General features: G+C 49.7%; 9 protein-coding genes. 7 read left to right on the top strand and 2 right to left on the bottom strand.

All coding sequences use genetic code 11. The features are described from left to right. The first annotated feature begins 36 nt into the window (after positions 1–36). From PGY33_RS09425 to PGY33_RS09415, 3 genes are all read left to right on the top strand, one after another. Positions 37–6,723: an RHS repeat-associated core domain-containing protein gene (locus PGY33_RS09425; protein ID WP_270478382.1), complete on the top strand. Its 6,687-nt coding sequence runs from the start codon at positions 37–39 to the stop codon at positions 6,721–6,723. A 66-nt stretch (positions 6,724–6,789) separates the two neighbouring features. After that, complete coding sequence (locus tag PGY33_RS09420) at positions 6,790–7,212, top strand: hypothetical protein (RefSeq protein ID WP_118480512.1); 423 nt, start codon at positions 6,790–6,792, stop codon at positions 7,210–7,212. A 51-nt stretch (positions 7,213–7,263) separates the two neighbouring features. Continuing rightward, complete coding sequence (locus tag PGY33_RS09415) at positions 7,264–8,772, top strand: ankyrin repeat domain-containing protein (protein ID WP_158575175.1); 1,509 nt, start codon at positions 7,264–7,266, stop codon at positions 8,770–8,772. A gap of 55 nt (positions 8,773–8,827) precedes the next feature. On the opposite strand, the gene PGY33_RS09410 is transcribed toward PGY33_RS09415, so the two are convergent. Next, positions 8,828–10,192 carry a replication initiation factor domain-containing protein gene (locus PGY33_RS09410; protein WP_118480516.1) on the bottom strand — a complete coding sequence of 455 codons (1,365 nt, stop codon included), beginning with the start codon at positions 10,190–10,192 and terminating at the stop codon, positions 8,828–8,830. A 1,008-nt stretch (positions 10,193–11,200) separates the two neighbouring features. Between PGY33_RS09410 and PGY33_RS09405 the strand changes: the two genes are divergently transcribed. The 4 genes from PGY33_RS09405 (at position 11,201) to PGY33_RS09390 (ending at position 16,300) form a co-directional block, all read left to right on the top strand. After that, positions 11,201–11,500 carry a hypothetical protein gene (locus tag PGY33_RS09405; protein ID WP_118480518.1) on the top strand — a complete coding sequence of 100 codons (300 nt, stop codon included), beginning with the start codon at positions 11,201–11,203 and terminating at the stop codon, positions 11,498–11,500. Positions 11,501–11,520: 20 nt separating this feature from the next. Further along, the gene (gene recD2 / locus PGY33_RS09400) at positions 11,521–13,800 is read left to right on the top strand and encodes an SF1B family DNA helicase RecD2 (RefSeq protein ID WP_270478381.1); all 2,280 of its coding nucleotides are present in this window, start codon (positions 11,521–11,523) and stop codon (positions 13,798–13,800) included. A gap of 462 nt (positions 13,801–14,262) precedes the next feature. Continuing rightward, positions 14,263–15,765: a class I SAM-dependent DNA methyltransferase gene (locus tag PGY33_RS09395; RefSeq protein ID WP_118480522.1), complete on the top strand. Its 1,503-nt coding sequence runs from the start codon at positions 14,263–14,265 to the stop codon at positions 15,763–15,765. Next, positions 15,755–16,300: a restriction endonuclease subunit S gene (locus PGY33_RS09390; RefSeq protein WP_199679682.1), complete on the top strand. Its 546-nt coding sequence runs from the start codon at positions 15,755–15,757 to the stop codon at positions 16,298–16,300. Before PGY33_RS09395 ends, PGY33_RS09390 begins: the two co-directional genes overlap by 11 nt. On the opposite strand, the gene PGY33_RS09385 is transcribed toward PGY33_RS09390, so the two are convergent. Next, on the bottom strand, positions 16,297–17,037 hold the full coding sequence (locus tag PGY33_RS09385; protein WP_270478380.1) for a restriction endonuclease subunit S: 741 nt from the start codon (positions 17,035–17,037) through the stop codon (positions 16,297–16,299). The genes PGY33_RS09390 and PGY33_RS09385 overlap by 4 nt on opposite strands. Between the last annotated feature and the right edge of the window lie 19 nt (positions 17,038–17,056).

The raw sequence follows: 17,056 nt of genomic DNA, 5'->3' as shown, positions 1-17,056 counted from the left end.
AAACGGAAGAACTCCTGAATAGTTGGAGGTAAACTTATGAAGAAAGCATTAGTCCGCAGAGTAGTTTCTCTGTTCCTGTGCTTTTGCATGGTGATTGGATTCGTGCCAATCATTGACGCGCAGGCAGCAGAAATCAAGGGCGGCACATTCGACCCGCATACCGGTTATCTGGAACTGGAATTTGGGTATCAGCTTACGCAGTATGTGAATATCAATGTCTATGTCCGCAGTCCTTCGGACGATGGATTGAAGAAAGAATTTGTCGGCTCGATTGTAGAGAATTACCTTCTCTCCGGTGCAAACGATGTTAAAGCATGGCTTCCCGAAGATTCACCGGACACTATGGTATCGCCCTACACACCGGCAACCAAAACGGACGGCGGTTTGGTAAAACTGTCCGAAGACGGCATTTATCAAGCAGACAAGAACTTTGCCGGTGAAGATATTGAGCCGGTATCCATGATGAAGCACACGCTTATATGGGACGGCTCTCTTGATGGTATCCCGATCATCGGTCCGAATCTGGACGAAGATGTGTTTTATCTGACTGTTGAAATTGAACCGCTCGGCAGACCGGATAAGAATGTCGAGTGTACCGGCAGTGATGATAGCCACACGCACGGTCAGAACTACACTTGGCCGCAGAAGCAGGAGAACGGCAAGAAAAAGTTTGCTGTCAGCACCGAACTGCTGGTAGACTACCGTGATTATGTTGTCGGTGAAGACGGCACGGCGGCGTTCCTCATGCTGGAAGGCAGCTTGTCCGATGAAGTACGCAAGAAGCTGTACGAGCAGTTTGTCAGCGGCAGTCTGGCGTGCAATGAATTGACCGGTTTCCCCGAACTGGAAGGCTTGGTGCTGGACTACCAGAACCTTGACCCTGTAAACATGGTAACAGGTGCATACAACTTCATGTACGAGGACTTGAAGCTGGAAGGCATTATCCCGCTGACCTTCCTTCGTGTTTACAACTCGCGCTACGACAAGGGTGCGCTGGGTACTGGCTTTACGCACAGCTATGACTATTCGCTCATCAATGACCGTGGTATTATCCGTGTGACAATGCCTGGCGGTGAGGAGCAAATCTTCCTTACGCTCCGTGGCGGCGGCTATGATTCTCTGGCAGACAGCGGCTTTGTTCTGGAAGATGCGGCAGGCGGCTACCGCATGACGCACGAGGACGGCGCAGCGTTCATTTTCTCGAATGACGGCAAGCTGCAAACCATCTCTAATCCCGATGGTACGCAGGTAGCACAGCTTACCTACAACGGCGATGAACTGACCGGAATTGACGGCATTGCAGGCAGCTATACGCTGGCATGGTCAAACGGACATATTTCGTCCGTGACCGATAACGCAGGCCGCACCGTATCGTATGAGCATGACAACGATCTTCTGACCGGCGTTACCAATGCGGACGGTGATACGCTGCACTATACCTACGATGGCGACGGCTATCTGAACAGTGCTACCGACTTTGAAGGCGAAGTCTATATTAAGAACGAGTATGACGGCATAGGCCGTGTGGTAAAGCAGACATTTATCAATGCGGACATTCCCACTGTTTCTAACGTTTCCTATGACGATGAAGCGCGTGTTACGACCTGTGTAGATGCTAATGGGCTTGAAACGCGCTACTACTACGATAACCACCGCAACATTCAGAAAATCGGAACAGTTATCGACGGCACGGAATACACCACCGCCAACACCTATGACGGCGATTATCGCGCCAACTCTGCAAGCGACCGTCTGAACGGTGCAACCGCATACGAGTATGACAGCAATGGCAATGTGACGAAAGTTCGCTATGCGGACAATACCGCTATGACGCTGACTTATACGGTAGGCGGCGATATTGCGTCTATCACGGACGCGCTCGGCAATACGGAAACCTATACCTACTCCGGACACAGCTTGACCGAGTTCCGCGATAAGAACGGACATACCACTTCGTACACCTATAATGCACTCGGTCTGCCGATTACGGTTACGGACGCACTCGGCAATCAGACTACCTATGCGTATGACGATAAGGGACGGCAGCTTTCTGTCACTGACGCAGAAGGCGGCGTTACCAGCTTTGAATACGATGCCGTAGGCCGCATCGTTGCAGAGCATACCAAGGTGAGTGATACGGCTACCGCAACGACCAAGCATACCTACTCCAAGGCGGGCAAGCTGCTGAAAACCGTAGACGCGCTGGGCGGTGAAACCTCGTATGAGTACAATGCCAACGGCTTTACCACCTCGACCAAGGACGCGCTCGGCGGCACGGTAACGACCGAATACGGCACGAACGGCGAACCGCTCAAACGCACGGATGCAAATGGCAACGAAACCACCTATGAATATGACAAGGATACCGCACAGCTTGTATCGGTAACAGACGCAGAGGGCAACGAAACCCGCTACACCTACAACGACCGCGGCCTGCTTATCCAGACTACGGACGCAGAAGGTAATGCGACCACCTATGAATATGACGCACTTGACCGTGTAGCAAAGACGATTGACGCGCTGGACGGCGAAACGATCTATGCGTATGACAGCATGGGACGCACGGTTTCGGAAACCGATGCAGAAGGCAACAAGAAAAACTACACCTATGACGCGCTCGGACGAACCAAGACCGAAACCGACGGTGCAGGCAACAAGACAACCTATACCTATGACCCTGTTGGCAATCTGCTTGTCACAACGGACGCAAACGGCAATGAAACCAAGACCGAGTACAACGCCATCAATGCAGCGGTAAAGCAGATTGACGGCGAAGGCAACGAAACCACCTACACTTACGACAAGGCAGGACGGCTGCTGACCGAAACGGACGCACTCGGCGGCGTTACCGCGTACACCTATGACCTTGCGGGCAATCAGCTTAGTGTTATCGACCCCGAAGGCAATGTGACAAAGTATATCTATGACCTGTTGGGACGCGCCGTAGAGCAAATTAACGCAGACGGCAGCAAGACCCGCACTGTGTATGACGCGCTGGGACGCACGACCGAAAGCTATGACGAACTCGGCGGTAAGACTGCTACCACCTATGATGCGAACGGCAACCAACTCACCGTCACTGACCCGAAAGGCAACAAAACTTCGTATCAGTACAACCGCAAAGACCAGATTACTGTTATCACCTATGCGGACGGCGGCGAAACCCACTATACCTACAATGCGCTCGGAAATGTCAGCGAAGTAACCGACCAGAACGGCAATGCAACCAAGTACACCTATGACGCACTCGGCAGAACGCATACCGAAACCAACGCAGTAGGTGTTGTGACCGAATACGGCTACGACAAGGTAGGCAACACGGTTTCTGTCACCAAGGACGGAACAGTAATCGCAAAGAGCGAGTACGACGGTGCATATCGTGTGATAAAAACGATTGACGGACTGGGTAATGCGGGAACAAAGCAGTATGACGGCGTAGGCAATGTGCTGGTTTCCACCGACCGTGAAGGCAATGCAACACAGTACACCTACGACAAAAACTATAACCTGCTCAAGACCACCGACGCAGAAGGCGGCGTGTCCTTGTCTGCTTATGACGCACTGGGTCGTGTCGTTTCTGAAACCGATGAAAATGGCAGCGCAACGACCTACACCTACGATAAGAACGGCAATGTGCTGACCGAAACCGACGCACTTTCTGGTGTTGTTACCAACACTTACGACGCACGCGGCAGAGTAGCAGCAACCACGGACAAGCTGGGTGCAACGACTACCTACACCTATGACGCAGCCGGTAATCTCCGCAAGGAAACCGACGCGAATAATGCGTATGCCGTTTATCAGTATGATGCGAACAACAATCTCATTCAGTATACCAACCGCAACAACGAATGGGTGAAGTATGCGTATGACTGCATGAATCGGCAGGTCAAGGAAACCAACCAGCTTAACCATGCAACCGAGTACGAATACGACCTTGCAGGCAACCAGACGGCGGTAATCGACGGCAACAAGAACAAGACCGTATACACCTATGACGGCTTGAATCGTCTTGTTTCCAAGACCAACGCCGAAGGCGGTATGTTCGAGTACCGGTATGATTCGTTTGGCAACACCGCAGGCACGACGATGTACGGCGGCGGTGACGAGAAGGCCACGACCACTTATACCTATGACGCAGCGGGCAATCTGCTGACCGAAACCTCTCCGCTGGGCAGCGTGACTACCTACACGCATGACAAGGAAGGCAATGTGCTGACGCAGGTTGACGAAAACGGCAAGCAGACCGCGTACACCTACGACAAGTTGTATCGCATGGTTTCCCGCAAGGACGCGGATGGTACTGCGACCTTTGCCTATGACAAGGCGGGCAACATGACCTCGGCCAAGGATGGAAACGGCACGGTAGCGTTTGTGTTCGACGCACTTTCCCGCACTACCAAGGTTACGAATGAGGACAGTACGACCACGGCGTACACCTACGACGCGGCAAGCAACCGTCTGTCCATCACCTATCCCGACGGCAAGGCCGTTACGACCGCGTATGATATTCTCGGCAATGTGAAGTCCCAGACCGACCACGACGGCACAGGCATTACCTACACGCGCGACGCGGAAGGACGCACAATCAAGGAAGGCCACAGCGACGGCAGCACGACCGAGTATGACTATAACGCCGCTGGTCTGCTGACGCTGCAAAAGGAAGTTACCAAGAGCAACAGCACACGCCGTCAGACTGCGTATACCTACGATGACGCGGGCAATATCGTAAGCGAGAACCGCTCCGGTGTAGATATTGGCAAGAAGGACGAGCTGGTGCGCTACTACTACGATAAGGCCAATCAGCTTATCCGCACCAATATCGAGGGCAAGAATACGAAGTATTCCTACGACCTCGCGGGCAATCTGCTTTCCGATGGTACGAACACTTACACCTACGATCTGCAAAACCGTCTGGTTAGCAAGACCGGCAAGGACGGTACGACCACTTATACCTATGACGCGGCGGGCAATCTGATTAAGAAGGCTGCACCGGACGGCACGACCGAATATACCTACACGGCACAGAACAAGCTGAAAACCGGCAAGACCGAGGACGGCCAGAGCAGCACCTATACTTACAATGCGCTCAATGCACGCATTAAGAATGTACAGGTGCGCGACAACAAGAACGCCGGTCATGCAAACTCCGACTTGAAGGACGGTTCGCACGGCACCGATTATCTGGACTTCTTGATGGACGGCCGCTTTTTCTGGCAGCGCACATGGGAAACCGAGGTAGGCACGACATTCCAGAGCAACTTTGAAACCGTAACAAAGAACTATGTTGTGGACTATCTTTCTACGGCTAACCGTGATATACTGGTAACAGAGGACGGCAGCTTCACACAGCGTTATGTGTACGATGAGAACAGCACCCGAATCTCCGCAGAGTACGGCTATGCAGCCGGCACGAAGCGCGGCGAAGGCGGCGAGAACCTGCAAAGCGACTTTGCTGCAAACGATGTGCGCAAGGTGTGGTATCGCACCAGCCACCTTGGCAGCACACTGTTTGCCGTAGATGAAAACGGCAAGGTAATCTCGCACACGATCTATGACCCGTGGGGCAATCCGCTGACCGAAACCTACACGGACACGAATTTCAGCGGTATCGACAACGCCAACAATTTCACCGGCTACACTTGGGACGAAGTGCTTGACCTGTATTTCGCGCAGAATCGTTTCTACGACCCTGCCGACCACCGGTTCACGCAGGAGGATCCCATCAAGGACGGCGAGAATTGGTATGGGTATTGCGGGAATAATCCGATCAATGGATTTGATCCATCTGGAATGACTTTATGGTCTGATGCCAGCGCGCAGATCAAAAGATGGGGAACGGCAGCAAAGAGTTGGACAACTGAGCAATTAAATAAGGCAAAAACATGGATTAAAGAACGGGTACAGTCTGTAATAGCTACCATTAAAAGTTATACAATGCATTTTACAGACTATACTCGTAGGCAAGATGTAATGCGAGGCATGGTTGCATCTGCCCTTATCAATGTGGTTGGTAAACAAGCTGATTTGTTGAATGCCTTAATAAATACCCACCGAATATCCATTTCTCTGCCTACACAACAGGAATTAACTTCATATCTTACCACCAGCAGTAAACTCAATTCGTATTTCTTGAATCAGTCTAATTTTAAAGATTCCTATTACTTAGGAAGAATGATAGGCGATGGTATTGTTGCTGCCGCAGGAATTGGGTTAAGTGCAAAGTCCATTTTTGAGATGTTTGTTGGTGGAGGTATGGCTGGTATTGGTACCGCCACAGCACCCACAGGCGTTGGTGTTGCGATTATGGGTGTTGGCACTGCATTAACAGCCGATGGCGTAATTACTGTAGGCGCGGGAATATCTATTGCTGTCGCCGCAGCCGATAGTTTTGGTGGCGATTCTGACAATTTCAACTATTATCATAAATTGGATTGCAATAAGCTGGTCGCAAAATGGAATGAAATTCTATCCAAATGCACCAAAAGAAATGTAACCAAAGGAAGCCATGTTATATATGAAAGAAATCAATCCAATGGTTTTTCCACAGCTAAAAAAGATTTTGATTCTTTGAACTTGTCAAATATCAAAACAAGTACCAATAGTAAGGGCAAAACAACATATATTGGTACCGGTGCAAATGGAACCACCTATAATCTTCACTGGAGTTCTACAGAAAATCGTTGGTGCTTGCAACAGGGAAAGATCAAAATTAGGTATTAAAAGTCACAGATAGGTGAGCATAGATAAATTTATCTATGCTCATCTATTGAGAATCGGAGGTATAGAATGTTCAAGGAATGGTTGTATTTCAAAAATGAGTACGAAAAACATCATGATGCTATGATGCTTGATGGATATTCATGGAATGAGGATGGACTCTTAATCGAGTTGAGATCATTAAGTGACAAACGATACAAAATCCATTTTCATGTAAATGTTGAGATTGTAAAAATTGAGTACAATTCAGGTAGTGATTTGACTACTCAAGATATAGATGATGATTATATACAGAAATCGGGAGCAATTCCTCCGTGCATTGGATTCTATATAACCAATGAATCGGAGTTAGTTCATCGGGTGAAAGAGATCGATATGTTTCAGTCGAATATATATGATAACAAAGAGTATCTTCATTATATTATGACAACGGAGGATTTTCGTATTGATATTGTGAGTACATTGCCACCTACTATAAATTCGACTGTATAATTCAATAAATTACCACTATTCAAAGGCAAGCTTTACATGGGGAGTAACTTGATGAATAGATATATTCGAACTATGATCCAAATTCTCGTTTGCTGTTTCGGTGTGTTAATTTTGGGTGGTTGTCATGTACAGCTATCTGATTCAACCACAGAATCCAAGAATTTGGCAAATGCTCTGATCCATCCAAACTATGACGGCATTCAAGCGGCTGCAGAAGCTGGCGCAGACATGGATCAAGTCAAAATAGACGGTGTTTCGCAAAACCCAATTTTATATCTTTGGAATCCTTCACCGCGTCCACTGTTCATAGAACAATTGCTGAAAAACGGAAGTGACGCAAATTATGCGGACCGGAACGGCAACACCCTGCTGATGTATGCGTCAGGTTATGAACCGCAGAAATATGGATTTTTGCCGGGAAAGGGAAATTATTCGTCCGCTGATTATGCGGAACTGTTTTTACGATACGATGCAGATGTATCGCAGCAGAATAAAGAAGGTTGGACAGCGTTAGATTACGCCGTCCAACTGGATGACGATATGGCGGCAATGAACCTGTTGCTTTCCTATGGTGCAGAGGTGACACCTGTGGTGCTATCTCATGCACTGGATTTTGAAGGCGCGTATACCCATTATCAGCGGATTCATAAATTAGTTGCTTTGCTGGATTCGTCGCAGACGAGCACAATTCTCACGCCAATCTTTGATGCTGCGATTCGCGGTGACAATGCGACGGTGCAGGAATTGGCGACGAAAACCGATCTTTCTGAGGCAGAGCGATTGCAAACGCTTTGTCACGCCGTTGCCTTCTGCAATGCTGATACTGTCAGATTATTGCTTGCGGATGGTTTTGGAACCATTCAGACCATAGATGCCGCTGACAACACGCTGTTGCAAATCGCAGCGATGCAGAACAATACCGATGTGATGAACTTCCTGCTGAAACAGGGATCATGGGACACCGAAAGCCGTGATGCGGCATTGTGCACCGCAATTCGAAACAACAGCACGGAGGCTTGCCGACTTTTACTGGACAGTGGCACTCCGGTCATTACCGGGACAGTAAGTATCTGGGAAGTGTTTGATAATATTATGGACGGTGCATCCGAAAACGGCAATGTTGAAATTACGCAGATGCTGATCCAGCATGGCTATCCCGTGAACGAAACCACGGCATGGTATGCGATGAAAAACGCAGCAAGGACCGGACAAACAGCAATTATTCAATATTGGGTTTCGCTCGGATACGATCCGGACTACCATTCAGATGACACGAACGGAGATTCCAGTGTCCTGCAGGACGCCTGCTGGGCAGAACAGATAGAAACCGTGCAATATCTACTGGACATCGGCTGCGATGTCAACGCAGCACAGAGATGTTTACCGATGGCTGTTGAAACCGGAAACATTGCACTGGTCAAGTTGCTATTAGAGCACGGTGCTGCTGTGGATGAAAGTACTGTATTTGATGATGGCTCCGCGGAGCGTACTCCAAAAGAAGGCGCAGAATTATATGGATTTGGTGAAATTTTAGAATTGTTGGAGCAATATCAGCAGTGAAAGACACAAAATGATTCAGATAGCCACCGGAGATAATTCTCCGGTGGCTATTCTTTTATTCCAGTTCACTCGTCACCTGCGCGACAATCTTCCTATGCTTTTCGTTCAGCACTGTGCCGTCCAAAAGCCGCTGCACAAAATCCCGACCTTTCATTTTCTCAATCTCCTGCAGCATTTTGATAGACTTTGCGACCTGTGTGTTAATCCAGTTTTCCGTGCGTTCTAAGTCGAACGGCTTCGGCTTCATTGTCAGTTTCAGTTTGCGTTCCTCGCCCTGCATGAACTGTTCCCAGTGCTTGTCCGTAGGGCAGTCATAACGCCGCTTATCGGTTTGCGGCTCGACGAAGCGTACATAGTTGTTGATGATGGAAAACGCTGTTCCTGCCGCGTCCTCGCTGTCCATTAGCGCGTCTGCGGAATTTTCCGCCGCGTTGTTCGTCAGCCGCAGTTCAAAGCGGTTAAGAATGTCTGCGTCCTCAATTGACTTGCCGAATTTAGCCTTTTGCTCCTGTGCTTTTTCATAGATACAGAAGTACACATCGGAATCCTTAGAGCCAAGATAGAGCGTGTGACCCATCTCCATCTTTAAGTCCTCGTCGGTTTCCCACGAATTTTCACGACCGGACGCAAAGTATTCCACATTCCGCAGCCGCGTGACACACTCGCCAGTAACACGCTTGCGGTACAGTGTCGGCACATGGAGCAGTCCTGCATGGTCGTTGATTGCAAGGTCAATACGCTTGAATACGCAGCCCTCGGCGGCACAGTCGCGCATAAACTCATACCACGACCGCTTCTGTCCGCGCAGGTAGCACTCAAACTCACGGCAGCCGCGCCCGCGCAGTTCCAGCAGCACACCCTTTTCTTCATCGGGCGAAGACAGAACAAGAATGTTTCCGTGCGTAAAGCGATAGGAATAGCCGTACACGCCGCCGTCCTCGGAGATTACATATTTCATGTTCAGCCGCAGAATTTTTTCAAGTACATATCGCGCGTCCGTTGTCTTGAATCGGATTCGCATATAGTCGAACATGATAGACAACGGTTCATTTTCGGGATTGAATCGCTCAACCGCTGACATGATTTCAAAACGCTTCTGATAGGGCAATTCGGTCTTGCCGGTTTCCAGAGCGCGAAGCTGCTTTGTTGTCATGCCGAGTTGAAGCGCGAACCATTCCTGCTCAACACCGTAAGCGCGGCGCGTCTTACGAAGCCGTGCGCCCCATTTCATGCGGTTCTGTTCGTGAGTGGAAAGTGCCTGCTGCAAACTTTCGTATACCCAATCTGACGGAATACCGTTGTCGTTTTCAATGTCACGCAGATAGCGAACGCTGATACCGGCACGCTGGGCGAGTTCGTCTTGCGTTAAACCAAGTTCCAGACGCGAGGTTTTAATATATTCGCTGATAGTGCTGTTCATAAGACAGGCTCCTTTCTATGTCAAATACCCCAAACCGGAAGTTTCGGACACTGCCGAATCGCTGATTGCGAGGTTTCCGGCATGGGGTCTTAGGTTTTTGTAGTTTCTTGTTGTAGTTCCACCCCCCTGTTAGATACAGGGGGTTCAAGGCAAGGGACGCGGCTGCACCGCGTCCCAACAGCACCGCGACTGGCTTCGCTTGCGGCTTACGCGCTGCACGCCGCAGCTTGCCGGTCGGGTGCTGTGACAGGCTGAATAGCCTAACTTCGGAGTAAACAAAAACCGCCCTCTGAATGTAACTTCAAAGGACGGCTTTCCGTCTTGATTTATTCATTTGTGATTAGCTTTGTTGTTGCTGACTGAACCATCTTCCGCAGGGTGTTTGCACCAGAAAATGTACCAAAGTATTTAACACCAGTTAACACCAGATGAACATTATCAGACGATAATGGAACCATTAACATTTGGGGCATTTTGCAGTGCATCGTTTTTAGAATGGTTAAAAATTTCTTATTGTGCGGTCTTTGAGTGGTAATTTGGTTCTTAATCAAAAAAATAGTATGCGTGGAGAAAATAGGCTCTGTTTTTTTCGTATTAGAACTACAGTTTCGCCGACAAGCAGGAACGGACCGTGGGCCGTTCCAAAGTCGTCCGAAAGTTCCTATACAGAAACTTTCTCCCTCCAGAAGTTCAAAAAGGGTGATACATGCTCCCCCTTTTTGAGCATTTGCAGAGCAAATGCTATTTCATGCGCGCTGCCGCGCGAAATGCTGAAAAATGCTGACTATACGACTTTTTCGACAGACTGAAAGAGACGCGAAAGCGTCTCTTTTTTAGGAATGGAAAATGAAATTTGGTTATCGTTCTATCATCACGTTCATTCTCCATTCTTCATTTTCAATTATTCCCTGATTTTCTGCTCGGTTTACTTATCCGAACAATTGTGCTATACTATATACTAACAAAGTATTCCCTCCGTGCATAGGCTGATAGCAGGAGGGAACGCTCATGTCTGTTTTTCTGCAATCGGTTCTGGCGGTATTTGCCGCGGTGGGATTTTACACCGTGCTGCACACGGTGTACGAGATCGTCTCCGCGCGGCTGCTGCGGCTGCACGGCTCGGCGGAGCTGACGCTGTACGGCGACGGCTGCGATGCCGTCAGTGAACATCTGATCCGCGCGGCACTGCGCGTGCGGCGGCAGTATTTTTCCGGTCTGCTGATCACATTTGTCGAAATCGGCAGCGGACAGGGACAGAACATCGCCAAATACATGGCGGCACGGCAGGACATAACCTATCTGGAATGACAAGTTGGGACGGTGGGACGTTGGACGAAAGAGAATATTTGATCGTGCGCGGCACGGTGCAGCAGATCGTTTACTACAACGATGAAAACGGCTACGCCGTGCTGCGCCTTGCTGCGGAAAACGGAGCCGAGGTCACGGCGACCGGCACGCTTCCCAACATTGGACTGGGTGAGGAGGTCATTCTGACCGGCTGTTGGGTGACGCACCCGACCTACGGCGAACAGTTTGCGACCGAGGCGTTTGAGCGCCGGCTGCCGACTTCGGTGCGCGGCATCGCAGAGTACCTCGGTTCGGGTCTGATTCGCGGCATCGGTCCGCGGCTGGCGGCAAAAATTGCGGAAAAGTTCGGTGAAGACACGTTTGACATTCTTATGCACGAGCCGGAGCGTCTGTCGGAGCTGCGAGGCATTACCGACCGCAAGGCGAAGGAGATCGGCCGTCAGTTCACTGAACAGAGCGAAATGCGCCTGCTGATGGACTTCCTGAGCGAACACGGCCTGCCGGTCGCGCTCACGCCGCTGCTGTATAAGCGCCTGCACGAAAGCGCCATCGACGCGCTGTGCGAGAACCCGTATCTGCTGTGTGACCCATACTATGATGTGGATTTCAAGCTGGCGGACGGTCTGGCGATGGAGTTGGGGCTGTCGCTGCTGAGCGATGAGCGCGTGGACGCGGGCATTCTGTATACGCTGACCTTCAACCTGAACAACGGCCACACGTTCATCCCGGTGGAGAAGCTGCTGTACGCGGTGTGCATGCTGCTGAGCGACGATGACGTGGTCGTGGACGAGGACCGGGCGCTGCACGGCATTTCCCGTCTGGAGGAGAAGGGGCGGCTGGTGCGCGAGCACATCGCGGACCGCGACGCGGTCTATCTGCGCGATATGCACGACGCGGAGGCCTACCTTGCCGAAATGCTCGGCTACATGGCAGAGCGTAATTATGAGTACGATTTTGACGTGGATGAGCTGCTTTCCGCGCTTTTGGAGAGCAGTGAGTTCACTTTTTCCGAGAAACAGCAGCTTGCGATTTCAACGGCTGCACGCAATGGTCTTGTTATCCTGACCGGCGGACCGGGTACCGGCAAAACGACCACGGTGCGCGGCATCCTGCAGGTGTTTGAGGCACTGGGACTGGACACGCTGCTCGCCGCGCCGACCGGCCGCGCGGCAAAACGTCTTTCCGACCTGACCGGCATGGAGGCGAAAACCATTCACCGGCTGCTCGAGGCAGGCTTTGCGGGCGGCGGACGCACGGTGTTTGCCCGCAGTGTGACCAATCCGCTCGAGTGCGACGCGGTCATTCTGGACGAGGTGTCCATGGTGGACATCACGCTCATGCAGGCGCTCATCAATGCGCTGCCGCACGGTGCACGGCTCGTGCTCGTCGGCGATGCCGATCAGCTGCCGCCGGTCGGTCCGGGCAACTTCCTGCGCGACCTGATCACCTCACATCGGGTGCCGACCATTCAGCTGACCGAGATCTTCCGGCAGGCGCAGCAGTCGGATATTGTCATGAACGCGCACGCGGTCAACGCGGGTGAAATGCCCAGGCCATCCGGTGCGGACGGCGACTTTTTCATCATGAAACGGGCGGATCCGGCGTCTGTTATCGAAACGGTGGCACAGCTTTGCGCCCAGAGACTGCCCAAGCACTACGGCTTCACTCCTGCACAGATACAGGTGCTTTCGCCTGCCAAGCGGCACGGCAGCGGAACCATTCCGCTCAACCGCCGTCTGCAGGAGGCGCTCAATCCACCGAGTGAAAGCAAACTGGAAAAGCGCTTCGGAGACACCATTTTCCGCGAGGGCGACCGCGTGATGCAGGTGCGAAACAACTACGACATCGTGTGGGAAAAGCAGGGGGACGACGAGCAGGGAACCGGCGTGTTCAACGGCGACGTCGGCGAGATCATCCGCATTTTTCCGCAGCAGGAGTGCATGGTGATTCGCTTTGACGACCGCATTGCGACCTACACCTTCGATATGCTGAACGAGCTGGAGCTGGCGTATGCCGTCACCGTACATAAATCGCAGGGCAGCGAGTTTGACGCGGTGGTGCTCGCTCTGTCGGACGGTCTGCCGCGCAAGCTGCTCACGCGCAACATTCTCTACACCGCGATCACACGCGCGAAGCGCCTGCTTGTTATCGTCGGCAGTCAGGATGTGGTAGCGTATATGGTAAATAACAACCAGAAGGGCAGACGGTACAGCGCGCTGAAAGCCCGTCTTAGATTGAACGCAACTCCGGAAAAAATTTTTCACCGAATGAACGATAAAATGGATGATTCACAAATTTAGTGCGTAAAAGCGACTGATAAAAATAACGAGTTTTAGAGGCTACATTTTCTTATAATAAGAGAAAATGCAGCCTCTTATTTATTTGAAAATAATTGATGCAGTAAGGGCGGGGAGCAAATTTTCGATGAGAAGAAATGTATAGAGAAAATATAATGTGTCAGATTGCGGCTGTTACTTTGCTAGCAGGATTTCTCTCGGAGACAATATCTTTAAAAATATATAGAGTAATTACCATAATATGCTATAAATCTCCTTCGGAATCATTGCTTTGAATGCTTGTTTTGTGTATAATGACTAATAAGAGGTTTATAAGATTTCCTGTCGAATAGAGATCTGTTTGCAGATGCAAAAAAATTTATGGATATAGAACGAGATATGACCAATACAGTAATACTTGGAGTCGTTTAGTACGTTTTTTCGGACAGTAAATTTTATAGAATAACATCATGGGAGGTTAAGAGTATGGCAGAAAAGAATACATCAAATATTGGATTTGAAAAACAGATATGGGATGCTGCCTGCGTATTACGCGGCAATATCGATGCTTCTGAATATAAATCGGTCGTATTAGGCCTGATTTTTCTGAAATATATATCCGACCGTTTCGAGGCAAAGTATAGAGAATTGGTCGATGAGGGCGAAGGCTTCGAAGAAGACAAGGATGAATACACGGCAGAGAACATTTTCTTCGTCCCTGAGAATGCAAGATGGAGCACGATTGCTGCTTCCGCCCACACTCCGGAAATAGGCACGGTAATTGATGATGCCATGCGCAGCATTGAAAAGGAGAACAAGCGTCTCAAAGATATTCTTCCCAAGAACTTTGCCCGTCCGGAGCTGGACAAGCGGCGTCTTGGCGAAGTGGTTGATCTCTTCACCAACATTCAGATGATTGAGCATGGAAGCAGCAAGGATATTCTTGGCCGTACATACGAATACTGTCTCTCCAAGTTTGCTGAGCAAGAAGGTAAACTTGCTGGTGAGTTCTACACCCCCTCTTGCGTAGTGCGTACCCTTGTTGAAGTGCTGCAGCCGTTTAATGGACGTGTTTATGACCCGTGCTGTGGCTCTGGCGGTATGTTCGTTCAGTCCGCAAAGTTTATCGAAAATCACGGCGGAAATATCAATAAGATTTCCGTCTTTGGTCAGGACTCCAACCCGACCACATGGAAGATGGCGCAGATGAATCTGGCTATTCGTGGTATTGAAGCTGATCTCGGCAAGTTTAATGCGGACACATTCTTCAATGATTGCCACCCGCAGCTCAAGGCGGATTATATTATGGCGAACCCCCCGTTTAACCTTTCTGGATGGGGTGCAGATAAACTAACTGATGATGTTCGCTGGCAGTATGGTACGCCTCCCGCAGGCAATGCCAACTTTGCATGGTTGCAGCACATGATTTGGCACCTTGCTCCAAATGGTCGTATTGGTATGGTGCTTGCAAATGGTTCGCTGTCCTCGCAGTCTGGCGGCGAGGGCGAAATCCGCAAGAACATTATCAATGCTGACCTTGTAGACTGCATCGTTGCAATGCCGACGCAGCTCTTCTACACGACACAGATTCCTGTATCGCTTTGGTTTCTTGCAAAGAACAAGAAACAGAAAGGCAAGACGCTATTCATCGATGCACGAAAGCTCGGCACTATGGTCACGCGAAAACTGCGTGAACTGACGGATAAAGACATCAAGAAAATTGCTGACACCTACAATACCTTCGTTGATGGAACGCTTGAGGATAAGAAGGGATTCTCTGCGGTTGTCACTACGCAGGATATTGCTAAGCAGGACTATATCCTCACACCGGGACGCTATGTTGGCATTGAGGAACAGGAAGATGACGGTGAGCCGTTTGAAGAGAAAATGGGGCGTCTGACTTCTGAACTGTCTGAGCTTTTTGTGAAGTCTCACGATCTTGAAAATGAGATCAGAGAAAGACTGGGGGCGATTGGATATGGCATCTGATTGGAAGGAGTGTACTCTGGCAGAACTCGGAGAAATTGTTGGTGGAGCAACGCCTTCAACAAAAGATGAACAAAACTATGGCGGTGATATAGCGTGGATTACTCCGAAGGATCTATCCACATTAAAGGGGCGATTCATTTCGCATGGTGAGCGAAATATCACAGAGAAAGGACTACACAGTTGCTCTACGCAGATAATGCCAAAGAATACGGTATTGTTCTCTTCCCGCGCACCAATCGGCTATGTTGCTATTGCTTCAAATCCTGTTTGCACAAATCAGGGATTCAAAAGCATTATTGCAAATGAAGATAATGATCCGATGTTTTTGTATTATCTGCTTAAATTCAACAAGAGTGCTATCGAAGCAATGGGAAGTGGGACAACATTCAAGGAAGTATCTGGAAACACTATGCGAGGGATCCGTGTTCATGTTCCGGTTAGTAAAGCTGAACAGCAACGGATAGCCTCTGTTTTAGCTGCTTTGGATAGCAAAATTGAAAGTAATATAAAGGTAAACGATAATTTAGCGGCTTAAAGTTGGACAGCACAGACATCAATCTCGCCGGACATCAACTTGGGCAGCAGAGAGTCACGGATTGCTTCCAATCGGCAGTTTTCTTCGTAGTTGGCGCGGATTAACTCATCTATCGGATGAGCGACAACCTCAAACTGATCGATTTCAGTTACAGGAGGAATATCAATCGGTATGGCATTGAGTGCATCCCTATTGATGGAGCCGAAGACTGTACCCTCGCCATTAAAAACATCAAGCTGAGACCTGAGTGCAAACATAGTATAGAGAACAAACGAACTGTGACCAGTTTTACTATGAATAGCACCTAAGCCGCGCCCAATGCAGCATCTCTCGTACGCTATATTGAGATCACCCACGGGAGCGCGGACGCTGAGAAGGACATCGCCAGCCTCAGCCTTGCGTTTAGGTTCGGTGGTAAAAAGCCGCCGTTTGGGAAAACGAAATCCAAATTCGGCTCGTCCCTGATAGAAAACCTCGCCAACACCGTCTTCGTTGTAGCTGCTGCCACTCGGAGACTGCCCCATTGTGATGACTGCAATGTCACTGAGAGTTCCAGAGGTAACATTGCTGTCGGAGCTGTTGAGGAACATTTCAGCATACAATGACATCGCTTGCTGCTGTAAATTATCGTTTATAGCCGAAAAATGCAAAAAACAAGATGGGGGTTGAATATGAGTAAGTATGTTGCCTTTCTTGATATATTGGGATTTAAGGAAAAGTTGAAAAAACTCAAACAATAAGATGCAAAATCATTTA

The sequence above is a fragment of the Butyricicoccus sp. AF18-9LB genome (assembly GCF_027684505.1).
Lineage (GTDB): Bacteria > Bacillota > Clostridia > Oscillospirales > Butyricicoccaceae > Agathobaculum > Agathobaculum butyriciproducens.
This window is presented reverse-complemented; position numbering and strand designations above follow the sequence as displayed.

What these genes read in the sequence shown, in the direction of transcription:
- PGY33_RS09425 (WP_270478382.1), top strand. Translation starts at nt 37, where the DNA reads ATGAAGAAAGCATTAGTCCGCAGAGTAGTTTCTCTGTTCCTGTGCTTT.
- PGY33_RS09420 (WP_118480512.1), top strand. Translation starts at nt 6,790, where the DNA reads ATGTTCAAGGAATGGTTGTATTTCAAAAATGAGTACGAAAAACATCAT.
- PGY33_RS09415 (WP_158575175.1), top strand. Translation starts at nt 7,264, where the DNA reads ATGAATAGATATATTCGAACTATGATCCAAATTCTCGTTTGCTGTTTC.
- PGY33_RS09410 (WP_118480516.1), bottom strand. Translation starts at nt 10,192, where the DNA reads ATGAACAGCACTATCAGCGAATATATTAAAACCTCGCGTCTGGAACTT.
- PGY33_RS09405 (WP_118480518.1), top strand. Translation starts at nt 11,201, where the DNA reads ATGTCTGTTTTTCTGCAATCGGTTCTGGCGGTATTTGCCGCGGTGGGA.
- PGY33_RS09395 (WP_118480522.1), top strand. Translation starts at nt 14,263, where the DNA reads ATGGCAGAAAAGAATACATCAAATATTGGATTTGAAAAACAGATATGG.
- PGY33_RS09390 (WP_199679682.1), top strand. Translation starts at nt 15,755, where the DNA reads ATGGCATCTGATTGGAAGGAGTGTACTCTGGCAGAACTCGGAGAAATT.